Annotated in this window: 19 protein-coding genes and 1 tRNA gene; 9 read left to right on the top strand and 11 right to left on the bottom strand. The window is 66.2% G+C overall.

Translation table 11 applies throughout. The features are described from left to right. The first annotated feature begins 93 nt into the window (after positions 1 to 93). The 4 genes from APS40_RS16305 (at position 94) to APS40_RS25195 (ending at position 5,146) form a co-directional block, all read left to right on the top strand. Positions 94 to 1,029, top strand: a complete 936-nt coding sequence (locus APS40_RS16305) for a MurR/RpiR family transcriptional regulator (protein WP_055048060.1) — start codon at positions 94 to 96, stop codon at positions 1,027 to 1,029. Between the two features lie 16 nt (positions 1,030 to 1,045). Further along, the gene (locus tag APS40_RS16310; protein ID WP_055048061.1) at positions 1,046 to 1,795 is read left to right on the top strand and encodes a sugar isomerase domain-containing protein; all 750 of its coding nucleotides are present in this window, start codon (positions 1,046 to 1,048) and stop codon (positions 1,793 to 1,795) included. 64 nt (positions 1,796 to 1,859) lie between these two features. Then, entirely contained in the window at positions 1,860 to 3,233 is a 1,374-nt protein-coding gene (gene ngcE, locus APS40_RS16315; RefSeq protein ID WP_055048062.1) for an N-acetylglucosamine/diacetylchitobiose ABC transporter substrate-binding protein, read from the top strand. 11 nt (positions 3,234 to 3,244) lie between these two features. Next, positions 3,245 to 5,146, top strand: a complete 1,902-nt coding sequence (locus APS40_RS25195; protein WP_197279341.1) for an ABC transporter permease — start codon at positions 3,245 to 3,247, stop codon at positions 5,144 to 5,146. 54 nt (positions 5,147 to 5,200) lie between these two features. Here the strand turns inward: APS40_RS25195 and APS40_RS16330 are convergent, their stop codons facing one another. Beyond that, positions 5,201 to 6,583, bottom strand: a complete 1,383-nt coding sequence (locus APS40_RS16330) for a sensor histidine kinase (protein ID WP_055048063.1) — start codon at positions 6,581 to 6,583, stop codon at positions 5,201 to 5,203. Further along, positions 6,580 to 7,251, bottom strand: a complete 672-nt coding sequence (locus APS40_RS16335; RefSeq protein ID WP_055049698.1) for a response regulator transcription factor — start codon at positions 7,249 to 7,251, stop codon at positions 6,580 to 6,582. The genes APS40_RS16330 and APS40_RS16335 overlap by 4 nt, the downstream gene beginning before the upstream one ends. Before the next feature lie 203 nt (positions 7,252 to 7,454). Between APS40_RS16335 and APS40_RS16340 the strand changes: the two genes are divergently transcribed. Genes APS40_RS16340 through APS40_RS16350 form a run of 3 tightly spaced genes read left to right on the top strand, consistent with a single transcriptional unit; the run spans position 7,455 to position 13,245 of the window. After that, the gene (locus APS40_RS16340) at positions 7,455 to 8,678 is read left to right on the top strand and encodes an efflux RND transporter periplasmic adaptor subunit (protein ID WP_055048064.1); all 1,224 of its coding nucleotides are present in this window, start codon (positions 7,455 to 7,457) and stop codon (positions 8,676 to 8,678) included. Between the two features lie 3 nt (positions 8,679 to 8,681). Further along, positions 8,682 to 11,816: an efflux RND transporter permease subunit gene (locus APS40_RS16345; RefSeq protein WP_055048065.1), complete on the top strand. Its 3,135-nt coding sequence runs from the start codon at positions 8,682 to 8,684 to the stop codon at positions 11,814 to 11,816. Between the two features lie 22 nt (positions 11,817 to 11,838). Further along, positions 11,839 to 13,245, top strand: coding sequence for an efflux transporter outer membrane subunit (locus tag APS40_RS16350; RefSeq protein WP_082434461.1), 1,407 nt, complete (start codon positions 11,839 to 11,841; stop codon positions 13,243 to 13,245). Positions 13,246 to 13,430: 185 nt separating this feature from the next. Here the strand turns inward: APS40_RS16350 and APS40_RS16355 are convergent, their stop codons facing one another. From APS40_RS16355 to APS40_RS16385, 7 genes are all read right to left on the bottom strand, one after another. Beyond that, on the bottom strand, positions 13,431 to 13,796 hold the full coding sequence (locus APS40_RS16355) for a winged helix-turn-helix transcriptional regulator (protein ID WP_055048067.1): 366 nt from the start codon (positions 13,794 to 13,796) through the stop codon (positions 13,431 to 13,433). A gap of 98 nt (positions 13,797 to 13,894) precedes the next feature. Further along, positions 13,895 to 14,236, bottom strand: a complete 342-nt coding sequence (gene mnhG / locus APS40_RS16360; protein ID WP_055048068.1) for a monovalent cation/H(+) antiporter subunit G — start codon at positions 14,234 to 14,236, stop codon at positions 13,895 to 13,897. Then, the gene (locus APS40_RS16365) at positions 14,233 to 14,514 is read right to left on the bottom strand and encodes a K+/H+ antiporter subunit F (protein WP_055048069.1); all 282 of its coding nucleotides are present in this window, start codon (positions 14,512 to 14,514) and stop codon (positions 14,233 to 14,235) included. The genes mnhG and APS40_RS16365 overlap by 4 nt, the downstream gene beginning before the upstream one ends. Then, positions 14,511 to 14,996: a Na+/H+ antiporter subunit E gene (locus tag APS40_RS16370; RefSeq protein ID WP_055048070.1), complete on the bottom strand. Its 486-nt coding sequence runs from the start codon at positions 14,994 to 14,996 to the stop codon at positions 14,511 to 14,513. The genes APS40_RS16365 and APS40_RS16370 overlap by 4 nt, the downstream gene beginning before the upstream one ends. After that, positions 14,993 to 16,582 (bottom strand): monovalent cation/H+ antiporter subunit D, encoded by a 1,590-nt coding sequence (locus APS40_RS16375; protein WP_197279342.1) that lies wholly within the window; start codon positions 16,580 to 16,582, stop codon positions 14,993 to 14,995. The genes APS40_RS16370 and APS40_RS16375 overlap by 4 nt, the downstream gene beginning before the upstream one ends. Further along, positions 16,582 to 16,917, bottom strand: a complete 336-nt coding sequence (locus APS40_RS16380; RefSeq protein ID WP_055048072.1) for a Na+/H+ antiporter subunit C — start codon at positions 16,915 to 16,917, stop codon at positions 16,582 to 16,584. The genes APS40_RS16375 and APS40_RS16380 overlap by 1 nt, the downstream gene beginning before the upstream one ends. Further along, positions 16,908 to 19,805 carry a monovalent cation/H+ antiporter subunit A gene (locus APS40_RS16385; protein WP_442855872.1) on the bottom strand — a complete coding sequence of 966 codons (2,898 nt, stop codon included), beginning with the start codon at positions 19,803 to 19,805 and terminating at the stop codon, positions 16,908 to 16,910. Before APS40_RS16385 ends, APS40_RS16380 begins: the two co-directional genes overlap by 10 nt. A 252-nt stretch (positions 19,806 to 20,057) precedes the next feature. On the opposite strand from APS40_RS16385, the gene APS40_RS16390 reads away from it, so the two are divergent. Continuing rightward, positions 20,058 to 20,717: a YqaA family protein gene (locus tag APS40_RS16390; RefSeq protein ID WP_055048074.1), complete on the top strand. Its 660-nt coding sequence runs from the start codon at positions 20,058 to 20,060 to the stop codon at positions 20,715 to 20,717. Positions 20,718 to 20,758: 41 nt separating this feature from the next. Here the strand turns inward: APS40_RS16390 and APS40_RS16395 are convergent, their stop codons facing one another. Beyond that, positions 20,759 to 21,355: an NAD(P)H-dependent oxidoreductase gene (locus tag APS40_RS16395; protein ID WP_055048075.1), complete on the bottom strand. Its 597-nt coding sequence runs from the start codon at positions 21,353 to 21,355 to the stop codon at positions 20,759 to 20,761. Between the two features lie 124 nt (positions 21,356 to 21,479). After that, positions 21,480 to 21,555: transfer RNA gene (locus APS40_RS16400), tRNA-Phe, on the bottom strand. Between the two features lie 208 nt (positions 21,556 to 21,763). Here APS40_RS16400 and APS40_RS16405 point away from each other — a divergent pair. Beyond that, the gene (locus tag APS40_RS16405; RefSeq protein WP_055049699.1) at positions 21,764 to 22,525 is read left to right on the top strand and encodes an SDR family NAD(P)-dependent oxidoreductase; all 762 of its coding nucleotides are present in this window, start codon (positions 21,764 to 21,766) and stop codon (positions 22,523 to 22,525) included. Positions 22,526 to 22,565 lie beyond the last annotated feature (40 nt).

Genomic DNA, 22,565 nt, shown 5'->3' on the forward strand with positions numbered 1-22,565 from the left:
CTTGCCTTCGTGAAAATTGCTGGATAAGAATTGTTTTCATCCGCGCAGCGGCCTTCTTGAGAGTGATTTTCAGGGTATGGGCTCCTAACATAGATGACCGCCATCGCAAAGACGTTCAGCGTTCTGGACCGGATCAGGACTTATCAGTCCCAGATGCCGGCTACGATGGCGAAAATCGCGGCGGTGCTGATTGACGATCCCAAGGCGCCGCTGACCCTGTCGATCACCGAACTGGCCGAGCGGGCCGGGACCTCGGCCGCCAGCGTCACCCGTTTCTGCCGGACGATCGGCTATGCCGGCTATGCGCAGCTGCGCGTCGGCATTGCCGAGGATGTCGGCCGCGGCGGCGCCAAGGCGGCCTGGATCGGCGAGATCGGTCGGTCTTTCGGGCCCGATGACTCACCCGACGAAATCCGCAACGCGCTGCTCAACACCCACGTGCTGAGCCTCCAGACCACCGCAGGGCTGCTCGACATGCCGACCGCCATTCGGGTGGCCGAAGCCATCGTCAAGGCGCGACAGCTCGACGTCTATGGCGTCGGCGGCAGCGCGCTCACCGCGCTCGAGACCGAGGCGCGGCTCTATCGCATCGGGGTCAACGTCCATACCTGGGCCGAGGTGCATAACGGGCTGACCAGCGCCGCCATCCTCGATGATCGCTGCGTCGCTATCGGCATTTCCAACACCGGACGCACTGACGAAACCATCCAGATGCTGACGGTGGCCAAGGCGACCGGCGCCCACACCGTGGCGATTACCGGCAATCCGGATTCGCCGCTCGCCCGGCTCGCCCATGACGTGCTGATCGCCGCCTCGCCCGATGGCTACCTGCAGCCGGCGGACCTTTCCGCCCGGCACTGCCAGCTGTTCGTGGTGGACCTGCTCTACCTGTTGATCGCGCAGTCGAACTTCGACCGCACGACGCGCTTCCTCGCCGCCTCGGGCGCCGCGGTGGCGCCGCGCCGCCGCCCGATGCGGGGTGGCGCCTTGCCCAACACTGCCGCGCGCCGCTCGACGGCTCAGACCTAACGGAACCCATGTGATTATGACCGACCTGACGACGCAGTTTCATACCGAAGTCTCCACCCGCCTCGCCAAGCTCGCGGGCCCGAACCAGGCGATCGACGACACCATTGCTCTGGTGGCCGACGCAGTGGCGGCCGGCGGCGTGATCCAGGCCTTCGGCACCGGTCACTCGGAAGCCTTCGCCATGGAGATTGCCGGCCGTGCCGGCGGTCTGATCGCGGCCAACCGCATCCCGTTGCGCGCCCTGGTGCTGCGCGGCGGCCAGGATCTTTCGATCCTGGGCGGCGCGGCGTTGGAGCGCGACCCCAACGTCGCCGAGAACCTGCTCTCGCTCTACGACATCGACCAGAACGACGTGTTCATCATCGCCTCGAACTCGGGCGTCAACGGCTCCATCGTCGGGCTGGCGCTGGCCGCCAAGGCGCGGGGCCACAAGGTGGTGGCGGTGACCAGTTTCGACCACACCAGCAAAGTTACGCCCAAGCATCCGAGCGGCAAGCGCCTCAAAGAAGTGGCAGATATCGCCATCGACAACCTGGCGCCCTTCGGCGACAGTACCCTGCAACTGGAGGGTGGTATGGGTGTCGGCGCCGTCTCCTCGCTCACTGCTGCATTCATAGCGCAGCGCATCACCATCGGCGTGGCGGAAGCGCTGCTCAAGCGCGGCAAGACGCCGCCGCTCTACATTTCGGCAAATATTCCCGGGGGCGACGAGCACAATCGTGCCCTCGAAGATCTTTACGGCAAGCGCATCCGTGGGGAATCCTGAGGGATTACGGCGGCGTTTGGCGTGGGGCCTAACGACTGAATACTTGGAGAAGGGAAGGAACTAAATGTTCAAAAAGACCATCGACCGCCGCAGCTTCCTGCTCGGCACGACGGCTCTGGCGGCAGCAGTGCCGTTCGGCGGGCTGCTCGGCTCGACCAGCGCTTTCGCACAGGATGCGGCCAACCCGTTCGGCGTTGCCGACGGTTCGACCGTTGACGCGGTGATCTTCAACGGCGGTTACGGCATCGACTATGTCGAGTTCGCCGCCAACCTCGTGCAGAAGAACCACCCCAATGTCACCGTGAAGGTGTCGCCGTCGACCCAGATCGCCCAGGAGCTGCAGCCGCGCTTCCTCGGCGGCAACCCGCCGGACCTGATCGACAACTCCGGTGCGCAGGCCATCGGCTTTGCGGCCATCATCGACCAGCTCGAAGACATGAACTCGGTGCTCGATGCGCCGAGCCTCGAAGGCACCAAGATCCGCGACACCCTGGTGGGTGGCGTCGAGAAGCCGGGCACCTTCGGCGACAAGTTCGTCGCGCTGAACTACGTGATGACCGTCTACGGCATCTGGTACTCGGCTTCGCTGTTCGAGGCCAATGGCTGGACACCGCCGACCACCTGGGCCGAGGCCATCGAACTTGGCAAGAAGGCCAAGGAAAAGGGTCTCTACCTGTTCGGTTGGGGCAAGGAAGCGGCGACCTACTACCGCACCACCGCGGTTGCTTCGGCGATCAAGGCGGGCGGCGACGAAGTGCGTCTCGCCGTCGACAACTTCACCCCGGGCTTCTGGTCGCATCCGGCGTTCCAGGCCGTCTTCACCGCGCTGCATGAGATCATCTCGGGCGGCATGATGAAGCCGGGTGGTGCTGGCACCCAGTTCACCGCGGCGCAGGCGCAATGGTCGAACGACCAGTCGTTCCTGCTCTACCCGTCGGGCTCGTGGATCGAGAACGAAATGAAGTCGGCCACCAAGGCGGATTTCAAGATGACCGGCATGGCGGAACTGTCGATCGACGCCAACGACAAGCTGCCCAAGACGGCTCTGCACGCCACGGCGGGCGAACCGTTCATCATTCCGGCAGGCGCGCTGAACCTTGCCGGCGGCAAGGAACTGCTCCGCACGATGCTCTCGAAGGAAGCCGCGACGAACTTCGCCAAGACCAAGCTCGCTCCGACCATCGTCAAGGACACCGTGCCAGCCGACGGTTTCGGTTCGACCGCTCTGGTCTCGCAGTCCAAGCTCCTCGCGGAAGCCGGCAGCGACGTCTTCACCTGGAACTCGTTCGACCTCTACGGCACGAACCAGGACGAGCTCGTCGTCTGGAACAGCTTCCTCGATGGCAAGCTTGACGTGGCGGCCTTCACCGCCGCGCTCGAGGCGATCACCAGCGCCGTCTACAACGATCCCTCGGTCACGAAAGTCGAAGTGAAGTAATGGACAGCACGATGGCGAGGGCACCGGCCACCACAGCCCGTCGGTGGAAACTGCCGAACCTTGAGAGCACCAGCTTCGCGCTGGTGTTCCTCGGCCTCCCGCTGGCGATCTACGTGATCTTCGTGATCTCGCCATTCGTGCAAGCCTTTTACTACTCTATGACGGACTGGACAGGCTTTTCGAAGAAGATGAACTTCGTGGGCCTGGCCAACTACGCAGCGTTGCTGCAGGACCCGGTCTTCACCAAGGCGGTGTACAACTCCATCGTGCTGGTCGTGGTCCTGCCGCCGCTCGTCATCATCCTGGCGCTGACGCTGGCGACCCTGGTGACCATCGGCGGCTCTACCCAGGGAGAGATCCGCGGGCTCAAGCACTCGAGCCTCTACCGCATCATCTCCTTTTTCCCCTACACCGTGCCCGCCATCGTCATCGGCATCCTGTGGGCGCAGATGTACGACCCCTCGAGCGGCCTGTTGAACGGCATTCTCACGGCGATGGGGTTCGATTTCTTCAAGTCCTTCGCCTGGCTCGGCGACGAGCGCACCGCCATGGGCGCCTCGATCTTCGTCATCGCCTGGTCGATGGTCGGCTTCTACATGGTGCTGTTCATCGCGGCGATCAAAGGCATTCCGTCCGAGGTCTACGAGGCGGCGCGCGTCGACGGCGCCGGCCGCTTCCGCACCGCGATCTCGATCACCGTGCCGATGATCCGCGACAATATCCGCACTGCCTATGTCTATCTGGGCATCCTCGCGCTCGACGCCTTCGTCTACATGCAGGCGCTGAACCCTTCGGGCGGCCCCGCCAATTCCACCGTGGTGATCTCCCAGCACCTGCTCAACACCGCCTTCAAGAAGGGTAAGTTCGGCTACGCCACCTCGATGGGCGCGGCGCTGGCGCTGATTACGCTGTTGTTCTGCGCGCTGGTGTTCTTCGTCTTCTGGTGGACCGGTCGTCCGCAGAAGTCGGGCGGCATCACCACGCCCGCGGCAGCACCGCTGGCCCGTGCCGTTGCAGCGCCCACGCCTGCCGTAGAGCCCAAGCCGACCGTCCAGCTAGAGCATCCGGTGGCCAAGAGGACCATCTGGACCGACCAGACCGTCAGCACCATTTCGCATATCGCGCTGATCGCCTGGGTGGTGATCATCTGCGCGCCGCTGCTCTGGGTGCTGATGAGCTCGTTCAAGACCACCCAGCAGATCTTCGCATCGCCGTTCACGCTGCCCACCAGCTTCAATTTCGACAACTATGTCTCGGCCTGGACCACGGCGTCGATCGGCACCTATTTCTTCAACACGGTGATCGTCGTCGGCTTCGCCCTGGTCATCGTGATGCTGCTTGGCGCCATGTGCGCCTATTTCCTCGCGCGCTACGAGTTCAAGGGCAGCAAGGTCATCTACTACCTGATGCTGGCCGGCCTCACCTTTCCGATCTTCCTCGCGGTGGTGCCGCTGTTCCAGACGCTGCGCGGCTTCGGGCTGCTCAACACCTTCCCCGGCCTGATCATCACCTATGTGGCGTTCGCGCTGCCGTTCACGGTGTTCTTCCTCTACGCCTTCTTCCGCACCCTGCCGCAGGAAGTCGCAGAGGCGGCCGCGATCGACGGGGCCGGGCCGTGGCGCATCTTCTTCACCATCATGCTGCCGATGGCCAAGCCCGGCATGGCGTCGGTGGCGATCTTCAACTTCCTGGGGCTGTGGAACCAGTTCCTGCTGCCGATCGCCCTCAACACCAACACCGCCAACTACGTGCTGAGCCAGGGCATGGCATCGTTCGCCTCGCAGGCCGGCTATGCGGTGAACTTCGGCGCGCTGTTCGCTGCCGTGGTGATCACCGTGCTGCCGGTGCTGGTCACCTACATCATCTTCCAGCGCCAGCTGCAGGGTTCGGTGCAGACGGGCCTGCTGAAGTAGGAACTGGTGCTCCGCCGACTTACGTCAGGGCGCCGCTTCGGCGCCCTGTTCGTTTCATGGCTGCGCTGCGTCCGCGCGGGTATCGAGCGGCAGGGCCATGGTGAAGCGGGCGCCCCCGCCCGGCGCCTCGGTGACGGCGATACGCCCGTGATGGCGCTGGATGATCGAGGCGACGAGATTGAGGCCAAGGCCGGCGCCGGTGGCGAGCGGCTTCACCCGATAGAACGGCTCGAAGATGCGCTCGCGGTCGGCAGGGGCGACCCCGGGTCCCTCGTCGCTTACCGACAAGGCTCCGGCGGCGGTGACCTCGACGGTGATGTGTCCGTGGTTGTTCCCGTGGACGATGGCGTTCTGCACTACATTGGCGATCGCCCGGGTGAGGCTGCCCTCGTCGCCCGAGACCGTTACCGCCTGCTCGGGCGCCTGCAGTTCCAGTTCGTAGCCGGCATTGATGGCGAGCGGGGCAAGGTCGCCGACGACGGTGCCGGCAATCTCGACCAGGTCGAGCGGCCGCATCGCGGTCTCGCCCAGATCGATGCGCTGCAGGTCGAGCAACTGGTCGGCGAGGCCGGAGAGCCGCGCCACGTCCATCAGCAGGCGGCTCTTTTCCGGGAACGGCGCCGCCGTTTCCAGCCGGGTCTGCAGGATCGCGATCGGCGTGCGCAGCTCATGGGCGGAGTCGGCGAGGAACCGCTCGCGCTGCGCATAGGCCTTGTCGAGGCGGGTGAGCCCCGCATTGACGGCATCGACCAGGGCGCGCACCTCCTGCGGCACGTTCTCGGTGGGCAGTTGCGTGCCGCGGGCATCGATGTCGATCAGCTCGGCTTGCTCGGCCGCTTGCTTCAGGCCGCGCAGTTCGCGCCGGATCACCCGGGGGATGATGATGGCGGCAGCGATGGTGGTGATGGCGAGCAGCGCCAGGCTGAACAAGGCCCAGAACCCGGCGACGAACGACAGCACACCGATCGTTCGTCCACCACCCGAAGCCACCATGACGTCGCCGATCTGGCTCCGGTGCCGCTCGAGCTGCAGCGCATCCACCGGGGATCCGGCGCGCGGCCGAACGTCGACCGAAGCGAACTCCCAGAGCGCGGTGTCCAACTCGTCGTAGAATATCGGAATCTTGCCGTATGAGACCTTGATGCCCGCCTCGGTCGAGGCGACAAACCAGACCCCGGGCTTGTCGGCGATCAGTTGCTTGAGCTTGGAGGTCATCTCCACCTGGGCGCCACCGTCGGGAGCGGGGCGGATGGCTTCGGCAAAGGTCTCGCCGTTAGCGGGGTCGAGCGGCGGCGCGTCGATGAAACGGAGCGCCGGATAGATCCCAAGCGGGAACACCACGAGGGCGAAGAACAGCAGCAGCGCCACCGCCTGCACCTGGATCATGCGACGGGTAAGCCGCCGTTCGAGGCGGACGATCTTGGGTTTGCGGATCATGATTGCCTGAGCAGGTACCCGACGCCGCGCACCGGGTGGATTTCGACGCTGCTGCCGGCCTCGGCGAGCTTGCGCCGCAGGCGCGAGATGTGGGCTTCGAGCGAGTTGGACTGGATTTCGTCGTCCGAGCCGTAGACGTCTTCCTCGAGCACGGCGCGGCGCACCGTCCGGCCGGCCCGCCGCATCAGGCTTTCCAGCACCAGATACTCGCGGCGCGGCAGGTCGACCTTGTCGCCGCTGACGAAAACGTCGCCATGGTTGAGGTCGAGCGATAGGTTGCCCATGCTGAGTGGCGCCGTTTCCACCTGGCTGGGCCGGCGCAGCACGGCCCGCAGGCGCGCCACCAGTTCGTCGACCACGAAGGGCTTGGCGAGGTAATCGTCGGCGCCCAGGTTCAGCCCTTCGATGCGGTGGTTGGCGCCGCCCATGGCCGACAGCACGACAATGGGCGTGTGCGGTCGGCGCTTTCGTATATGCGCGATCAGCGAGGCGCCGTCGCCGTCGCCCAGTTGCCGGTCGAGAATGACGAGGTCATGCGCCACCGTCTCGATCGCCTCGATAGCGAATTCTATCGAGGGCACGTGGTCGGTGACGAAATCGTGCTTCTCCAGCGCCGCGCGCAGCAGCGTCGCCATGTCGGGTTCGTCTTCCACCAGCAATAGCCGCATCGGCACCTCCTTGGTCGTCATCGCCGAGCAAGCTTGCCGAAAGCTTGCGCCGGACAACCTCCGCCGCGCAAGCGGGCCATGCGCGCTGCGCCCGACCCACGCAAGGTTCATGCAAGCTTGACGGCGGAAAAGCCACCCCTCGCCCTGCCGGGCTCGCTCGGTGGCGGCGACACCTATGCACCCATTTACCCGAGGATTGCGCCATGGACGAGCCCGCAACCCAGCCTGCCCCGAAACCCGAATGGGCGCTGAGCCGGCGCGAGCTGAAGAAGCGGGCGTTGCTGGCGGCCGGCATCCAGCCGGCGCGCTTTCCCTGGCTGTGGGCCGGCGCCGCCGTGGTGGTGGTCGGTCTTGCGGTGTTCGTCTTGCCGCAGTTCCTGGCGCCGCAGGCCTCGACCCCCACCGAAGCCGCCGCGCCGGCGCCTGAGGTGGTCAAGCGCCTGCTCGCCATCGACGTGGCGACGGCACAGCCGGCGACCTTGTCCGAAACGCTCAAGGCCACCGGATCGCTGATGCCGCGGCGGTCCATTGCCATTGCCTCGCAGGTCAATGGTACGCTCAAGGGTGTCGAGGTGCGCGTCGGCGATCAGGTCAAGGTCGGCGCCGTGCTGGCGACTGTCGATGTCGAGACCTCCCAGATTCAGCTGAGCCAGCAGCGCAGCACCGCCGCTGCAACCCGCGCGCAACTGGCGCAGGCCGAGAACCAGCTCGAGCGGACGCTGAGGCTCGCCGATAGCGGCCTCGCCCCCAGCGCTACGGTAGAATCCGAGAAGGCGGCGATCGAGGCGCTGAAGGCGAACCTTGCGGCGCTCGAAGCCCAGGTCGCCGCCGCCGAGCTGGTGATCCGCAACGCCACCGTCACCGCGCCGTTCGACGGCATCGTCGCGTCGCGTTCGATCGAGCCGGGCCAGTTGATCACCGCCGGCGCGGCTTTGTTCGATCTCGTCGATCTCTCGGTGATGGAAATGACCGCCTATGTGCCGGTCAGCGCCAGCCCGCAGCTGAAGCCGGGGCAGGGGGTTTCTCTTACTGTCGAGGGGCTCGCGGGCCAGAGTTTCGCCGCCACGGTCGAGGGGGTGAGCCCGGTGGCGGCCAAAGGCACCCGCACTGTGCCAGTGCTGATCTCGGTGCCCAACCCTGAGGGCAAACTCCGCGGCGGCATGTTCGCATCGGGCGCCATCATCATCGAGGAAGCGAGGGGGGCATTTGCCGTGCCCGACGCCGCCCTGCGCGAGGATGCCGAGGGGCGCTATGTCCTGCGGATCGCCGATGGGGCCCTGGTGCGCCAGCCGGTCGAAGTCAAACGGCAATGGAGGTCGAGCCGGATGACCGAGCTCGCTTCCGGTCTCGTCGCCGGCGAGAGCTACGTCTCGGGGCAGCTCGACGACCTCGAACCCGGCATGCGCGTCACCGTGGTGGAGAACTGATCGATGTTCCTCACCAAGATCAGCGTCCGCCACCCGGTCTTCGCCACCATGGTCATGGTGGCGTTGCTGGTGTTCGGCCTCTACTCCTATTCGCGCCTGTCGATCGAGCAGATGCCCAATATCGATCTGCCGGTCGTCGCCGTGGTGGTGAGCTACCCCGGCGCCTCGGCGCAATCGGTCGAGAACGACGTCATCAAGCCGATCGAGGACGCGGTGAACTCGATCAGCGGTATCGATACGCTGCGTTCGATCGCGCAGCAGAACGCCGCCATGATCATCATGATGTTCGACATGGAGGTGAGCTCGGTCGACGCCGTGCAGGAGGTGCGCGACAAGATCGCCGGTATCGAGGCCAATCTGCCCGACAATGCCGACAAGCCGCGGGTGCTGCGTTTCGACCCTAACGCCATGCCGATCATGTCGCTGGCGATCCGTTCCGACACGCTCTCGGCGCGTGAGCTGACGCAACTGGCCGACGACGTGGTGGTCGACAAGCTGCGAAACATTCCCGGCGTCGGCAGTGCCGATCTCGTCGGAGGCGTGCCGGCGCAGCTCGACGTGCTGGTCGATCCCGACCGGCTCGATGGCTTCGGCGTCAGCATGGCCGAGGTCATCTCGGCGATCCGGCAGAACAATATCGACCTGCCGGCGGGCACCATCACCGAGGGTGCGGTGTCGCGCGCCATCCAGGTCGAGGGCCGGCTCGAGGACGTCGAGGATTTCCGCAACATCATTGTCGCCCGCACCGGTGGCCAGGCCGTGCGGCTGGGCGACGTCGCGACCATCACCCAGGGCCAGGGCGACGAGAAGAGTCTCGCTTTCATCAACGGCGAACGGGCGCTGGCGATCAACATCATCAAGGTGCAGGGCGCCAACACCGTGGGCGTCGCCAAGGCGGTGCACAAGGAACTCGAACGGCTGGCCGAGCGCGACCTGCCCACGAGCGTCACTATCGACGTGGTGGCCGACAATGCCGTGCCGGTCGAGCAATCCTTCCATACGGTGCAGAACATGATCGTCGAGGGCGCGGTGCTCGCCGTGCTGATTGTCTTCCTGTTCCTCAATTCATGGCGCTCGACGGTCATCACCGCGCTGACGCTGCCGATCTCGATCATCGGCACCATGACGGTGCTGTTTGCGCTCGGCTTCTCGCTCAACATGATGACACTAATGGCGCTGTCGCTGTCGGTGGGCATTCTGATCGACGATGCGATCGTGGTGCGCGAGAACATCATGCGGCACCTGCATATGGGCAAGAACCACGTGCAGGCGGCGCTCGACGGCACCAACGAGATTGGCCTCGCCGTGCTGGCGACGACGCTTTCGATCGTGGCGGTGTTCCTCCCCGTCGCCTTCATGGACGGCATCATGGGGCGGTTCTTCCTGCAGTTCGGCGTCACCGTCTCGGTGGCGGTGCTGATCTCGCTCTTCGTCGCCTTTACCCTCGACCCGATGATGTCGTCGGTCTGGCACGATCCGGATTCCGAGCCGGGCGCCAGGCGCGGGCCGCTCGGCCGGGCAGTGGCGAAGTTCGACCATTTCTTCGAGTGGTGCGCCGGCGGCTATCGGGCACTGCTGCGCTGGTGCCTCAGGCACCGAGTAGCGACGCTGGCGACGGCCGTCGTGCTGTTTTTCGCCAGCTTCGCGCTCGTCCCCATGGTCGGCTTCGAGGTGACGCCGGCCACCGACAACAGCGAGTTTCAGGTCGAGGTGGAAACGCCGCAGGGCTCGTCGCTGGAATATACCGGTGAGAAGGTCCGGCAGGTCGAGGCCCTGCTCCGCACCATGCCCGAGGTCAAGCGCACCTATGCCACCGTCGCCGGCGGGCAGGGCGTTTCGAGCAACAATGCCGGCACCGTCGTCGTCACCATGGTGCCGCCGGGAGAGCGCGATCGCATGCCGCACGAGATGACCGGGCCGGTGCGCGATCTGCTCGCCCAGGTCCCCGGGGTCAGGACCATCGTCGGCGTCTCGAGCGGCTTCGGCAGCCTGACCAAGCCCATTCAGGTCACCGCCTATGGCGACAGCTTTGCCGTGCTGGGCGACCTGACCGACCAGTTGGCGGCCAAGCTCGCCGCGATCCCGGGTCTCAGCGACGTCGAGACCTCGCTCGACGCAGCGCAGCCGATCGTCGGCATCCGGGTCAATCGTGAACTCGCCAGCGAAGCCGGCGTTTCGCTGCAGCAGGTTGGCGCCGTGCTGCAGCCCATGCTCTCGGGCGAAGAAGTCAGCGAGTGGACCTCGCCGGCCGAGCAGACCTACAAGCTGGTGGTGCGGCTGCCAGAAGGCGAGCGCAACAGCGTGGAGCTCCTCTCCAACCTGCCGATCAGCCGCAATGACAGCTCGGTGATCCGCCTCGGCGACATCGCCGAGATCGCGACCTCCACCGGCCCGGCCGAGATCAACCGGCAGGACCTGTCCCGGCAGGTGACGGTCGATGCCAACCTGAGCGGCGCCAATCTCGGCGAGGTGATGCCGCAGATCCAGGCGGCGATCGACTCGATCGAGATGCCTGCCGGCTACCGCATGTCGATGGGCGGCGACGCCGAGCAGCTGGGCGAGATCGGCTCCTCCGCCGGCTCGGCGCTGCTGCTCGCCGTGGTGTTCATCTACCTGGTGCTCGCCAGCCAGTTTGGCAGTTTCGTCCAGCCCGTCGCCATCATGATGGCGCTGCCGCTGTCGCTCATTGGCGTGCTGGTCGGCCTGCTGATCGGCGGCTCGACGCTCAACATGATGTCGATGATCGGCTTCATCATGTTGATGGGCCTGGTGGTGAAGAACGCCATCCTCCTCGTCGACAACGCCAACCAGCATGTGCGTGAGGGCTGGAACCTCTATGACGCGCTGGTCGAGGCGGGCGCCACCCGCTTCCGCCCGATCATCATGACGACGCTCGCCATGGTGTTCGGCATGCTGCCGCTGGCGCTGAGCCTGCACGAGGGTTCGAGCCAGAACGCGCCGATGGCCCATGCAGTGATCGGCGGGCTGATCAGCTCGACGCTCCTCACGCTGGTCGTCGTTCCCGTGATGCTGACCTACACCGACTCGTTGAGCGGGCTGGTCAAGCGCGTGCTGCGCCGGCGCGAGCCGGCGCAGCATTCCCCCACGCCCCAGGCGGCCGAGGTCGCCTCGCACTGATCCGCTAACCCAGGGACTTGATATGACCACCGCACCGGCTTTGCGGGCGCAGCACCTGCGCCCCGCCAGACTGTTCGTTGCCGCCAGCATTGCCGCGTTGCTTGGGGGATGCTCCTCGCTCGCCTACCAGAAGCCTGACATGGCGGTGCCGACGAGCTTCAGCGCCTCGCCCAGGGCCGCCGCTTCGGTGGACAACAGCAAGACCCAATGGTGGACTTCGTTCCGCGACCAGCGGCTGAGCCGCCTGATCGATCGGGGGCTCAGCCAGAACCTCTCGATCGCCCAGGCGGTGGAGCGGATCAACGAGGCCAATGCCGGCATGATCGCCGTCGGCGCCACGGTGCTGCCCTCCGCTTCGGGCAGCGTCGTGGGCCGCGAAAGCGGCGGCTCGGGCCCCTCGAGTTCGTCGGTCACCTATGGTGCCACGGCGTCGTGGATGCTCGACCTGTTCGGGCAATATGCCCACTCGCGCAGGGCCGCCGAGGCCGGTCTCGACCAGGCCTACCTCTCGGTCGATACGGCGCGGCTGACGTTCCTGTCCGAGCTCACCAACGCCTATATCGACCTGCGTTACTATCAGGAGTCCCTGGCGCTCACCCGCTCGAGCCTCGCGACCCGCAAGCAGACGCTGGAGCTGACGCAGTCGCTACTGTCGAACGGGGCCGGCTCGCAACTCGACGTGCTGCAGGCGCAGAGCGCGCTCGATGCGGCGTCGCTGCAACTGCCCAGCCTCGAACTCGGCTTCGTGCGCAGCCTCAACCGGTTGGCGACGCTCACCGCCCAGTCGACCGCTGCGATCGAGAAAGACCTGATAAAGGGCGCGCCGCAGCCCTGGCCGCGCGCCAGGGTGAATGCCGGAATCCCGGCCGACCTGGTCCGGCAACGCCCCGACATCCAGGCGGCGGAGCGGGCGCTGCGCGCCGCCACCGCCAATGCCGGGATCGCTGAAGCCCAGATGTATCCCTCGATCACGCTGAGCGGCAACATCCAGCTGGCGGCGCTGGCCGGCGGCAACACCACCAGTTGGAGCTTCGGGCCGACGCTGAACCTGCCGTTCCTCGATGGCGGCCGCGCCAGGGCCAACCACCAGGCGGCTCTGTCGAAGATCAACCAGGCCTATCTCAGCTGGCAGGGCGCGGTGCGCGGCGCCATCGAAGAGACCGAGAACGCCCTCGCCGCAGTGCGCCGCGACGGTCGCAGCATCGACGCGGCAACCAAGGTTGCCGGCAGCGCCCAGCGGCAGCTCGAGCTGGCGAGAAAGAGCTACCAGGAAGGGCAGGGGCAGATCCTCGACGTGCTCAACGCCGAACGCAGTCTGTTCGACGCCAAGGCGCAACTGGCCTCGTCGACGCGGCAATATGCCAGCAACTACGTGGCGCTGAACGTCGCGATCGGCGGCGGCATCGGCGCACTGCCGGCGGGGAAGTAGGGCGTTCACCACCAGCAGACGGCCCCCCATCCTCCCCCATAAAGGGGAGGTGCCCTGCCGGTGCGTCTGGCACAGTCGAGCCACAGCCTCGACTCTTCACCTCCCCCTTTATGGGGGAGGTCGGGAGGGGGCCGTCTCCATCAGTCAGCGCCTGGAGGACGGACGATCACGCGATCTCGGCAGGCCTACACCGCTGCCGAACTCTCCGCCCGCTCGGCAAATTCCCGCCGGGCCGATGCGATCCGGTCGCGGTTGCGAAAAGCGATGGCGCCCAGCCCTTTCACCGCGCCGACCAGTTCCTCGCCCAGCGAGGTGAGTTCGTACTCGACCCGCGGGGGAATTGTCGCAAAGGCAGTGCGCTCGACGAAGCCGTCGCGCTCCAGTTCCCTCAGTGTCGCCGACAGCTGTTTCTGCCCCACCCCGCCCACGTCGCGGGCGATCTCGCCAAAGCGCATCCGGCCGGCTTCCAGCGTCACCAGCACCGGCACCGTCCAGCGCGCTCCGGTGAGGTCGAACACTTCGCGGATGATGGTCACGTCGGGCTGGGTCATCTTGCGGCACCTCGATTCACACCGCGGAACCTTGCATCGGCAAGCTTGCGACAGGCTTGCAGTCGGCAGCAGGTGGGCAGTGCCACGACCGCGACTGCCTACTCCCGACTGCCGTCTTCGTCCTTGGCCTCTTCGACCCGATCGCGAAACAGCGTCGCGCGGGCCAGCAGCATCAGCGTCACCGGGGTCGTCACCGTGACGAACAGGAAGATCACCATCTCGTGGATCACCAGGCGCTGCTGGGTGACGGTGAAGAAAATCGCCGAGGCGAGGAGGATGAGCCCGCCTCCCATGCTGGTGCCCATGGTGGGGGCATGGATGCGGCGATAGAAATCGCGAAAGCGCACCAGCCCCAGGCAGCCGGCCATGGTGAGCCCGGCGCCGACCACGACGCACGCCGAAACCACGATGGACAGCCAGAGCGGCAGCGCGTCGATCATTCGATCACCTCGCCGCGCATCAGGAACTTGGCCAGCGCTACGGTGCCGACGAAGCCGAGCAGGCCAATCAGCATGGCGAGCTCGAAATAGATCTGCGAGCCGGTGCGGATCCCCAGCGTCACCAGCAGCAGCAGGCCCACGACATAGAGCGCATCGAGCGCCAGGATGCGGTCCTGCGCGCGCGGGCCGCGCACCATGCGATAGAGCGTCGCCAGCATGCCCACTCCCAGCATCAGCTGCGCGGCGAGAAGGCTCCAGTCGAGGATCATCTGGCTCATTCGAAAATCTCCAGCAGCAGTCGCTCGTAGCGGTGCCTGACCGTCGCGATCCACTCGTCCTTGTCGATCAGGTCGAGCACGTGGATCAGCACGGTGTTGCGCTCGCCGTCATATTCGAGCCAGGCGCTGCCCGGCGTCGCCGTGAGCAGGCACGCCAGCACCGCCAGCCCGAACTGGTTGGTCAGCTTGAGCTCCATCTTGATGAAGCCGGCCGAGGGTTGGGCCCTCGGATTGACGAGGATCAGCAGCACCGCAATGTTGGAGCGGATGATGTCGATGCCGGCCACCACGATCAGCTGCACCAGGCTGGTGAGGCGCCGGAACCGTACCCGCCCCGGCAGGATGGCGCTGGCGACGAGCGAGACGGCAATGGCGACGGCGCCGCCGAGCAGAATCTGGCCGAGGCCAGCCGATTGCTGCAGCACCAGCCACAGGACCAGCAGCAGCACCGCCAGCACCGGATAGGGGAACAACCGCTTCATGAGGCGGTCCCCTGCGGCAGCACCACATCCATGTAGCCCTGCGGCGAGTGGATGAACGCCGCCGTCTTGGCAAAGAACGCCATTGCGGGGCCGGCGGCCAGCGCCAGCGCCACGCACAGCGCCAGCAGCATGACGATCGGTGCGATTTCCGCCGTCCGCACCCGTGTCGACTCGCTCTCGGGCAACGAGGTCCAGAAGATATTGATGCCGTTGCGCACCATCGCCACCAGCACCAGGAAGCCCGAGCCGATCAGCGCCGCGATGAACCACCAGGTGGCCGCCGTCGGACCGGCGCCGAGCGCCGCCGAGATCATGACGAATTTCGACACGAACCCGGAGAGCGGCGGCAGGCCGGCCATGATCAGCGCGGCGATGGCAAAACACCAGCTGACCAGCGTCGCGGCGCCGGGCACGGTGCGGCTGACCTCGTCGCTGTCGTCGGGCACCTCTTCTTCGTCACCATAAATTTCGAGCGACACGGCCAGCACCTGCGCTTCGGCCGGCAGGATCTGGTCGATGACGTCCTTGAGCAGGAACAGCGCCCCCGCCGCCAGCGTCGCCACCACCACATAGTAGAGCGCCCCGCTGGTCACCCCCGGCGCATTGTAGCCGACCGCGAGGAGGAGCGTGCCGGCCGAGACCAGGATCAGGTAGCTTGCCAGCCGATCGAGTGCCTTGCTCGACAGCGCGCCGATGCTGCCGAAGGCGATGGTCGCGAGCCCCAGCACCAGCAGCACGGCCTGCCCGAACGCCAGTTCGGGGCCCGAGGAATTGGCGAACACCAGCGTCCAGAGCCTCAGGATGGCGTAGAAGCCGACCTTGGTCATCACCGCGAACAGCGCGGCGACCGGCGGCGCCGCCGAGGAATAGGTGCGCGGCAGCCAGAAATGCAGCGGCCAGGATCCGGCCTTGATCAGGAAGGCGACGCCGAGCACCGCGGCGCCGGCGTCGAACAGCCCACGATCGTCCGGAGCGATCAGCGGTACGGCGCGCGCGATATCGGCCATGTTGAGCGTGCCGGTGGTGGCGTAGATCAGCGCCACGCCAATGAGGAACAGGAACGAGGCGACGAGGTTGATGGCGATGTAGTGCAGCGACGCCTTCACCTGGTTGCGGCCCCCACCATGCAGCGTCAGCCCGTAGGATGCCGCGAGCAGCAGTTCGAAGAACACGAACAGGTTGAAGAGGTCCCCGGTCAGGAAGGCGCCGTTGAGCCCCATGGTCAGCGCGTGGAACAGCGGGAAGAAATTGGTGCCGCGGCTGTGCCAGCGGGCTGACGCATAGACCAGCGCCGCCAGCGACAGGATCGATGTGGTGAGCACCATCACCGCCGCCAGCCGGTCGGCCACCAGCACGATGCCGAACGGCACCGGCCAGTTGCCCAAGGGATAGACTGCCGCGAGGTTCCGATCCGATTGCGCCAGCACCACCAGCAGCAGGATCGAAACCAGCAGCAGCACAACACTGAAGGCGATGTTGAGCCTCACCCGGCTGACCGGCCTGAGGTTGCCCAGCAGCAGGTTGGCGATGACCGCCGCCATCGGCACGAGGATCGGCAGGATGGCGATGTGGTTGAGCGCCGCCATCAGTGGAGATTTCCGTCGACATGGTCGTTGCCGGTGAGGCCGCGGGCGGCCAGCAGCACGACGAGGAACAGCGCCGTCATGGCAAAGCCGATGACGATGGCCGTCAGCACCAGCGCCTGCGGCACCGGATCGACATAGTCGGCCGGGTTGGCGTTGGCGCCATCGAGGATCGGCGCCGCATCCATGCGCAGCCGGCCCATGGCGAGGATGAAGAGGTTCACCGCATACGAGATCAGCGACAGCCCGATGATCACCTGGAAGGTGCGAGGGCGCAGGATCAGGTAAACCCCCGAGGCGGCGAGCACGCCGATGGCGGCCGCAAGGATCAGTTCCATTTCGCCAGCCCCTCGCGTTCCCTAGGCTTGGCCGACCCGGCCGGCTTGGGCCGGCGGATCGATTGGTGCGCCAGAGCGATCAGCATCAGCACCGTCGCCCCCACCACCAGGGCGAACACCCCCAGGTCGAACAGCAGCGCCGTCGCCAGCGGTATCTTGCCGATCAGCGGAATCTCGGCATAGGCGAAGGCCGAGGTGAGGAACGGTGCGCCGAGCGCCATGGCGCCGAGCCCGGTCAGCATGGCGAGCCCAAGGCCCCAGCCGATCCACAGCACCGGCAGGACCCGCAGCCGCTCTTCCACCCAGCGGGTGCCGTTGGCCATGTATTGCAGGATGAAGGCCAGCGACATGATGATGCCGGCGATGAAGCCGCCGCCCGGCAGGTCGTGGCCGCGCAGCAGCATGTAGATGGCGATGGCGATCACCACCGGGAACAGCCAGGTCATGATCAGCGCCGGGATGCGCAGGAAGTCGTCGGCGACGCGCTGGCCTTCGACGCTGCCATCGAGCAGCCGCTGCTGCTCGGGGCGGTCGGCGCTGTCGACGGCGGGGCGGAAGCGGCGGAGCAGTCCGAACACCGTCAGCGCCACGACGCCCAAGACGGTGATTTCGCCCATGGTGTCGAAGCCGCGGAAGTCCACCAGCATGACGTTGACGACGTTGGTGCCGCCGCCCTGCTTGTAGGCATTGGCGAGGAAGAACTCCGAGATGCCGAACGGCGCGCTGCGCGTCATGATGGCATAGCTGGCGAGCGCCGTGCCGAGCCCCACCAGCACGGCGAGACCGACGTCGCGGCCGCGGCGCAGCCGCATTTTCAGCGTCAGGTCCTCGGGGACCGGCAGGCGCTTGGGCAGCCAGCGCAGCCCGAGCAGGATCAGCACCGTGGTGGCGATCTCGGCAAGCAACTGGGTCAGCGCCAGGTCCGGCGCCGATAGCCAGGCGAAGGTGATGCAGGTGGCGAGCCCTGCGCCGCCCATCAGGATCATCGCCGCGAGGCGGTGGAACTTGGCCTGCTGCGCCGCCGCGATGGCGCTGATGCCGCCCAGCAGCCAGACGAGGCCGAGCACCGGATCGAAGCTCTGGGGTAGCGGCAGGTTGCCCATGCGGGCCCAGCCGGCGGCAACCCCTGCGGCGAGCGCCAGCAGCACCACGATGAAGATCTGCGGCTGCAGCCGCTGCGTACCGAACAGCTCGATGAAGCTGCGCGCCCATTTGTTGGTGGCGTTGAGCAGCAGCCGCTCGAAGATGCGCTGGCCGCGGAAGCGGTTGAGGAAGGGCAGACCGTCGACGTCCCTGAAGCGCCGGTAGTAGGGCAGGTAGATCACCGCGCCGCCGATCATGGCGAGGAGACTCATCAGCAGCGGCAGGTTGAAGCCGTGCCAGACCGACAGGCTGTAATAGGGCGTCTGGGCACCCAGCACCGAGGTGACCGCCGCCGCGAGGAACGGCCCGATGGTGATGCCCGGGATGATGCCGACCGCGAGGCAGACCACCACCAGCAGCTCCATCGGACGGCGCATCAGCGCCGGCGGTTCGTGCGGCACCCGGTCGAGCTCGGTCGGTGGCGGGCCGAAGAACACGCCATGCACGAACTTGATCGAGTAGGCGACGCTCAGCATGCCGGCGATCGTCGCGCCGATCGGCAGCGAGTAGTTGACGAACACGTCCGGATGGAACTCGGCCGTCTCGGTGAAGAACATCTCCTTGGAGAGAAAGCCGTTGAGCAGCGGCACGCCGGCCATCGCGCCGCTGGCGATGATGGCGAAGGTGGCGGTGAATGGCATGAATCGCCACAGCCCGCTGAGCTTGCGCACGTCGCGCGTCCCGGTCTCATGGTCGATGATGCCCACTGCCATGAACAGCGACGCCTTGAATACGGCGTGGTTGGCGATGTGGAAGATCGCCGCCACCGCCGCCAGCGGCGTTCCCATGCCGAGCAGGGTGGTGATGAGCCCCAGATGGCTGATGGTCGAATAGGCGAGGAGGCCCTTGAGGTCGCGCTGGAACAGCGCGGCGGCGGCCCCGAAGATCAGTGTCGCGAGCCCCGTATAGGTGACGATGCCGAACCACAGCTCGGAATCCGACATTACCGGCCAGAACCGGGTGAGCAGGAACACCCCGGCCTTCACCATGGTCGCCGAATGCAGGTACGCCGACACCGGCGTCGGCGCCGTCATGGCGTTGGGCAGCCAGAACTGGAACGGGAACTGCGCGCTCTTGGTGAAGGCGGCGAGCAGGAACAGGATCAGCGTCGCCGGGTAGAGCGGGCTATCGACCAGCGTGCTGCCCGAAGCCAGCACGACGTCGAGCTCGTAACTGCCCACGATATGGCCGATCAGCAGCATGGCGACGAACAGCGCGAGGCCACCCATGCCGGTGACGATCAGCGCCATGCGGGCGCCGTCGCGCGCGTCGCCGCGATGGTACCAATAGCCGATCAACAGGAACGACACGAGGCTGGTCAGTTCCCAGAACACCGCCAGCTGGATGATGTTGCCGGAGAGCACGAGCCCCAGCATCGCCCCCATGAAGGCCAATAGCAGCGCATAGAAACGCGCCACCGGATCCTTGGGCGACATGTAGTAGCGGGCATAGAGCACCACGAGCAGGCCGATCAGCGTGATCAGCACGCTGAACAGCCAGGCGAGGCCGTCCATGCGCAGCGTCAGGTTGAGCCCGAGCTGCGGGATCCACTCGATCCGGTGCACCAAGGTGCCGCCGCCGGAAACCTGCGGGAACAGCAGTATGGTCAGGAGGAACAGCACCCCTGCGACCCCACCCGCCACGTACACGGCCCATCCGGATAATCGGCCCTGCAACGCATAAGCAACCACGCATGCCAGAAATGGCAAGGCGCACAATGTTCCCAATGCGACGTCAGGCGAAATCCCCGGCAGCGTCCCGTCCTCAGCTTGGTGTGTCCATCGGGTATAGGTGCGCCCGGTGCGGTTGGAAAGTGCCCATTCGGCGGTGCGGCCACTTGTCCAGTTGGTCTCGACAAGTGCAGTCGGGAATCCTTCTCCCGTCTACGGGGCAAGCGGGAGTGGGCTGCTGCCTGCGGCTTATGTGACTGACGTAGAAGTGTTGATTCTGTCAGCCGGACTGCGGCTATGGTCCCGAAAATCGAATCAGGAGGGACGATGACCGAAGCCGCCGCCATTGCCAAGCCCAAGCTCTACGATCGATTGAAGGCCGCCACCAAGCACCGGCTGGCCGAGCCGATTCTGGCTCTGCTCTGTTTCCTCGAGGCGATGATCCTGCCGATCTTCCCCGAGATCATGCTGGCCCCGATGATCATCGCCGACCGGTTGCGGGCCTGGCGCCTGGCCGCCATCTGCACCGTCTCGTCGGTCACCGGTGGGCTCGCCGGCTACGCCATCGGCTACTTCCTGTTCGACACCGTCGGCCGCGCCATCATCGATTTCTACGGGGCCGGCGAGGGCTTTGCCTCGCTGACCCAGAGCTTCAACGACAATGGTCCGCTGATGATCCTGATCGGCGCGCTGTCGCCGATCCCGTATAAGGTCATCACCATCACCAGCGGCGTCGCCGGGCTGGATCTGTGGACCTTCGTGCTGTTCGGGCTGCTCGGCCGCGGCCTCCGCTACTTCGTCCCCTGCGGGCTGTTCTACTTCTTCGGCCCGGTCGCCAACACCTTCATCGAAAAGCACAAGGCGCTCGCCGGCTGGGCCATGGTCATCCTCACCATCGTCGGCTTCGCCCTGGCGCCGCTGCTCTTCCCCAAGGGCGGCAGCACGGAGCTGACCGCGGAGGCCGCCGAAACCGTGGAAGCGAGCTGACGCGAGCGCGCAGCGGGAGAGGGCCCTGCCGGCCCGCGCCCCTAGAACCGGGCGAACCGCTGCTCGACCTTCTGCGCGAACTTCTCCCGAGCCTCCGGTGAGATGTCGTAGACGGAGTGCTGTGTGAGATAGAGCTGCTTCACCCCGAGGCCGCCGCAGGTGGCCTTCAACCCGCGCAACAGCACCTTTCTCGCCGGGTCCTGCATCAGCAGCTTGTTGTAGACCCAGGGCGCACCGCAGGTGGTGACCACGCCCATCCGGGTGAGGTTCAGCAGAGCCGGCTTGATGAGGCCTCCATCCGCCGGCTGTTCAAAGGCGACGCCCGGCCGCCAGACACGATCGAAATAGCCCTTGAGGATCGCCGGCATGCCCAGCCACCAGGTGGGAAAGCAGAAGACGCAGGCCTCGGCCCACTGCAACGCGTCGATATAGACCTTGAGGTCCTGCGGCGGCGGACGTGACGGTTCGTCGTGCCCGCGCCACTCCTCTTCCCCCATCACCGGGTCGAACTGCATCGCGTAAAGGTCGAAATCGATGACCTCGTCGCCCCTGGCCTCGAGCGCCCGCAGGATTCGCTGGTGCAGCGACGCCTGGTAGCTGTCGGCTGCCGGATGCGCATAGACGACGTTGACCTTCATGGGAGCCCCCCGCGCCCATCCGACTATGGCAGCTGGGGCCAAGAGGCCCAAGCTCCGCTGTCATGCAATGCACATGCGACCGAGCGGTCCGCTCGAGGCGAGTGTTTCGGCACTGTAGGGGAAGTGGTGCCCGGGACCGGAATCGAACCAGTGACACGCGGATTTTCAATCCGCTGCTCTACCAACTGAGCTACCCGGGCAACCGTGGCGCCCGAGGGCGCGCTAAGTCGGGCGGTTTATAGGGGGCATTGCCGGGGTGCGCAAGCGGGTTTTGCCAACTTGCCGCCTGTGGAAAATCCGGCGCCGCGGGCCAAACCCGAGGCGGTGTCGGCATGGCCCGACATTGGCGATGGCCTCGGCCGTTTCCCCTCGCTAGTCTGCCCGCCGATTCAGCTCGAGGAGGCAGAAATGCTTGAGGATCTGAGGGGCAAGCGCGCCCTCGTCACCGGCTCGTCCACCGGCATCGGCGCCGCGGTCGCGAGGGAACTGGCGCGGCTGGGGGCCGCCGTGGCGGTGCACGGCAACAAGAACGCCGCCGCCGCCGAGGCCGTGGCCGCCGAGATTCGCGCCGCGGGCGGCGCGGCGGTCGTGGTGCTCGGCGATGTCAGCAACTCCGCCACCGCGGCGCGGATCGTCGCCGATGCCGTCGCTGGTCTCGGTGGGCTCGATATCCTCATCAACAATGCCGGGGCCATTCTCGAGCGCGTCACCAACGCCGGCTTCGACGACGTGGCCTTCGACAATGTCTACAACCTCAACGTGCGCTCGGTGCTCGCCGTCACCAAAGCGGCCTATCCGCACCTCAAGGCCGCTGGCGGCGGCTCGATCATCAACACCGGGTCGGTCGCCGGCCGCTTCGGCGGCTTCGGCGGCTCTGCCGTCTATGCCTCGGCCAAGGCCGCGGTGCACTCGATCACCCGCAACGCCGCCCGCGAGTTCGCTCCCGACCACATCCGCGTCAACGTCGTCGCTCCGGGCTTCATCATCACCCCGTTCCACGACAACACCCCGCAATCGGTAAAGGACAGCGCCGCGGCACAGATCCCGATGCAGCGGCTCGGCACGGCCGAGGATTGCGTCGGCGCCTACGTGTTCCTCGCCTCCGATTCGATGTCCGGCTACATCACCGGGCAGATCATCGATGTGAATGGCGGGCAGTTGATGCCGTGAGGGGGCATCTGCATCGATGCACCAGCGAGAACGGAAGCCT

This window comes from Devosia sp. A16 (genome assembly GCF_001402915.1).
Lineage (GTDB): Bacteria > Pseudomonadota > Alphaproteobacteria > Rhizobiales > Devosiaceae > Devosia_A.

Excerpts from the sequence above, each read along its gene's own strand:
- APS40_RS16395 (WP_055048075.1), bottom strand. The coding sequence starts at position 21,355 with ATGAAGGTCAACGTCGTCTATGCGCATCCGGCAGCCGACAGCTACCAG.
- APS40_RS16310 (WP_055048061.1), top strand. The coding sequence starts at position 1,046 with ATGACCGACCTGACGACGCAGTTTCATACCGAAGTCTCCACCCGCCTC.
- APS40_RS16380 (WP_055048072.1), bottom strand. The coding sequence starts at position 16,917 with ATGGAACTGATCCTTGCGGCCGCCATCGGCGTGCTCGCCGCCTCGGGG.
- APS40_RS16405 (WP_055049699.1), top strand. The coding sequence starts at position 21,764 with ATGCTTGAGGATCTGAGGGGCAAGCGCGCCCTCGTCACCGGCTCGTCC.
- APS40_RS16390 (WP_055048074.1), top strand. The coding sequence starts at position 20,058 with ATGACCGAAGCCGCCGCCATTGCCAAGCCCAAGCTCTACGATCGATTG.
- APS40_RS16350 (WP_082434461.1), top strand. The coding sequence starts at position 11,839 with ATGACCACCGCACCGGCTTTGCGGGCGCAGCACCTGCGCCCCGCCAGA.
- APS40_RS16340 (WP_055048064.1), top strand. The coding sequence starts at position 7,455 with ATGGACGAGCCCGCAACCCAGCCTGCCCCGAAACCCGAATGGGCGCTG.
- APS40_RS16330 (WP_055048063.1), bottom strand. The coding sequence starts at position 6,583 with ATGATCCGCAAACCCAAGATCGTCCGCCTCGAACGGCGGCTTACCCGT.
- mnhG (WP_055048068.1), bottom strand. The coding sequence starts at position 14,236 with ATGATCGACGCGCTGCCGCTCTGGCTGTCCATCGTGGTTTCGGCGTGC.
- APS40_RS25195 (WP_197279341.1), top strand. The coding sequence starts at position 3,245 with ATGGCGAGGGCACCGGCCACCACAGCCCGTCGGTGGAAACTGCCGAAC.
- APS40_RS16370 (WP_055048070.1), bottom strand. The coding sequence starts at position 14,996 with ATGAAGCGGTTGTTCCCCTATCCGGTGCTGGCGGTGCTGCTGCTGGTC.
- APS40_RS16345 (WP_055048065.1), top strand. The coding sequence starts at position 8,682 with ATGTTCCTCACCAAGATCAGCGTCCGCCACCCGGTCTTCGCCACCATG.
- APS40_RS16355 (WP_055048067.1), bottom strand. The coding sequence starts at position 13,796 with ATGACCCAGCCCGACGTGACCATCATCCGCGAAGTGTTCGACCTCACC.
- APS40_RS16305 (WP_055048060.1), top strand. The coding sequence starts at position 94 with ATGACCGCCATCGCAAAGACGTTCAGCGTTCTGGACCGGATCAGGACT.
- APS40_RS16375 (WP_197279342.1), bottom strand. The coding sequence starts at position 16,582 with ATGGCGGCGCTCAACCACATCGCCATCCTGCCGATCCTCGTGCCGATG.
- APS40_RS16365 (WP_055048069.1), bottom strand. The coding sequence starts at position 14,514 with ATGAGCCAGATGATCCTCGACTGGAGCCTTCTCGCCGCGCAGCTGATG.
- ngcE (WP_055048062.1), top strand. The coding sequence starts at position 1,860 with ATGTTCAAAAAGACCATCGACCGCCGCAGCTTCCTGCTCGGCACGACG.
- APS40_RS16335 (WP_055049698.1), bottom strand. The coding sequence starts at position 7,251 with ATGCGGCTATTGCTGGTGGAAGACGAACCCGACATGGCGACGCTGCTG.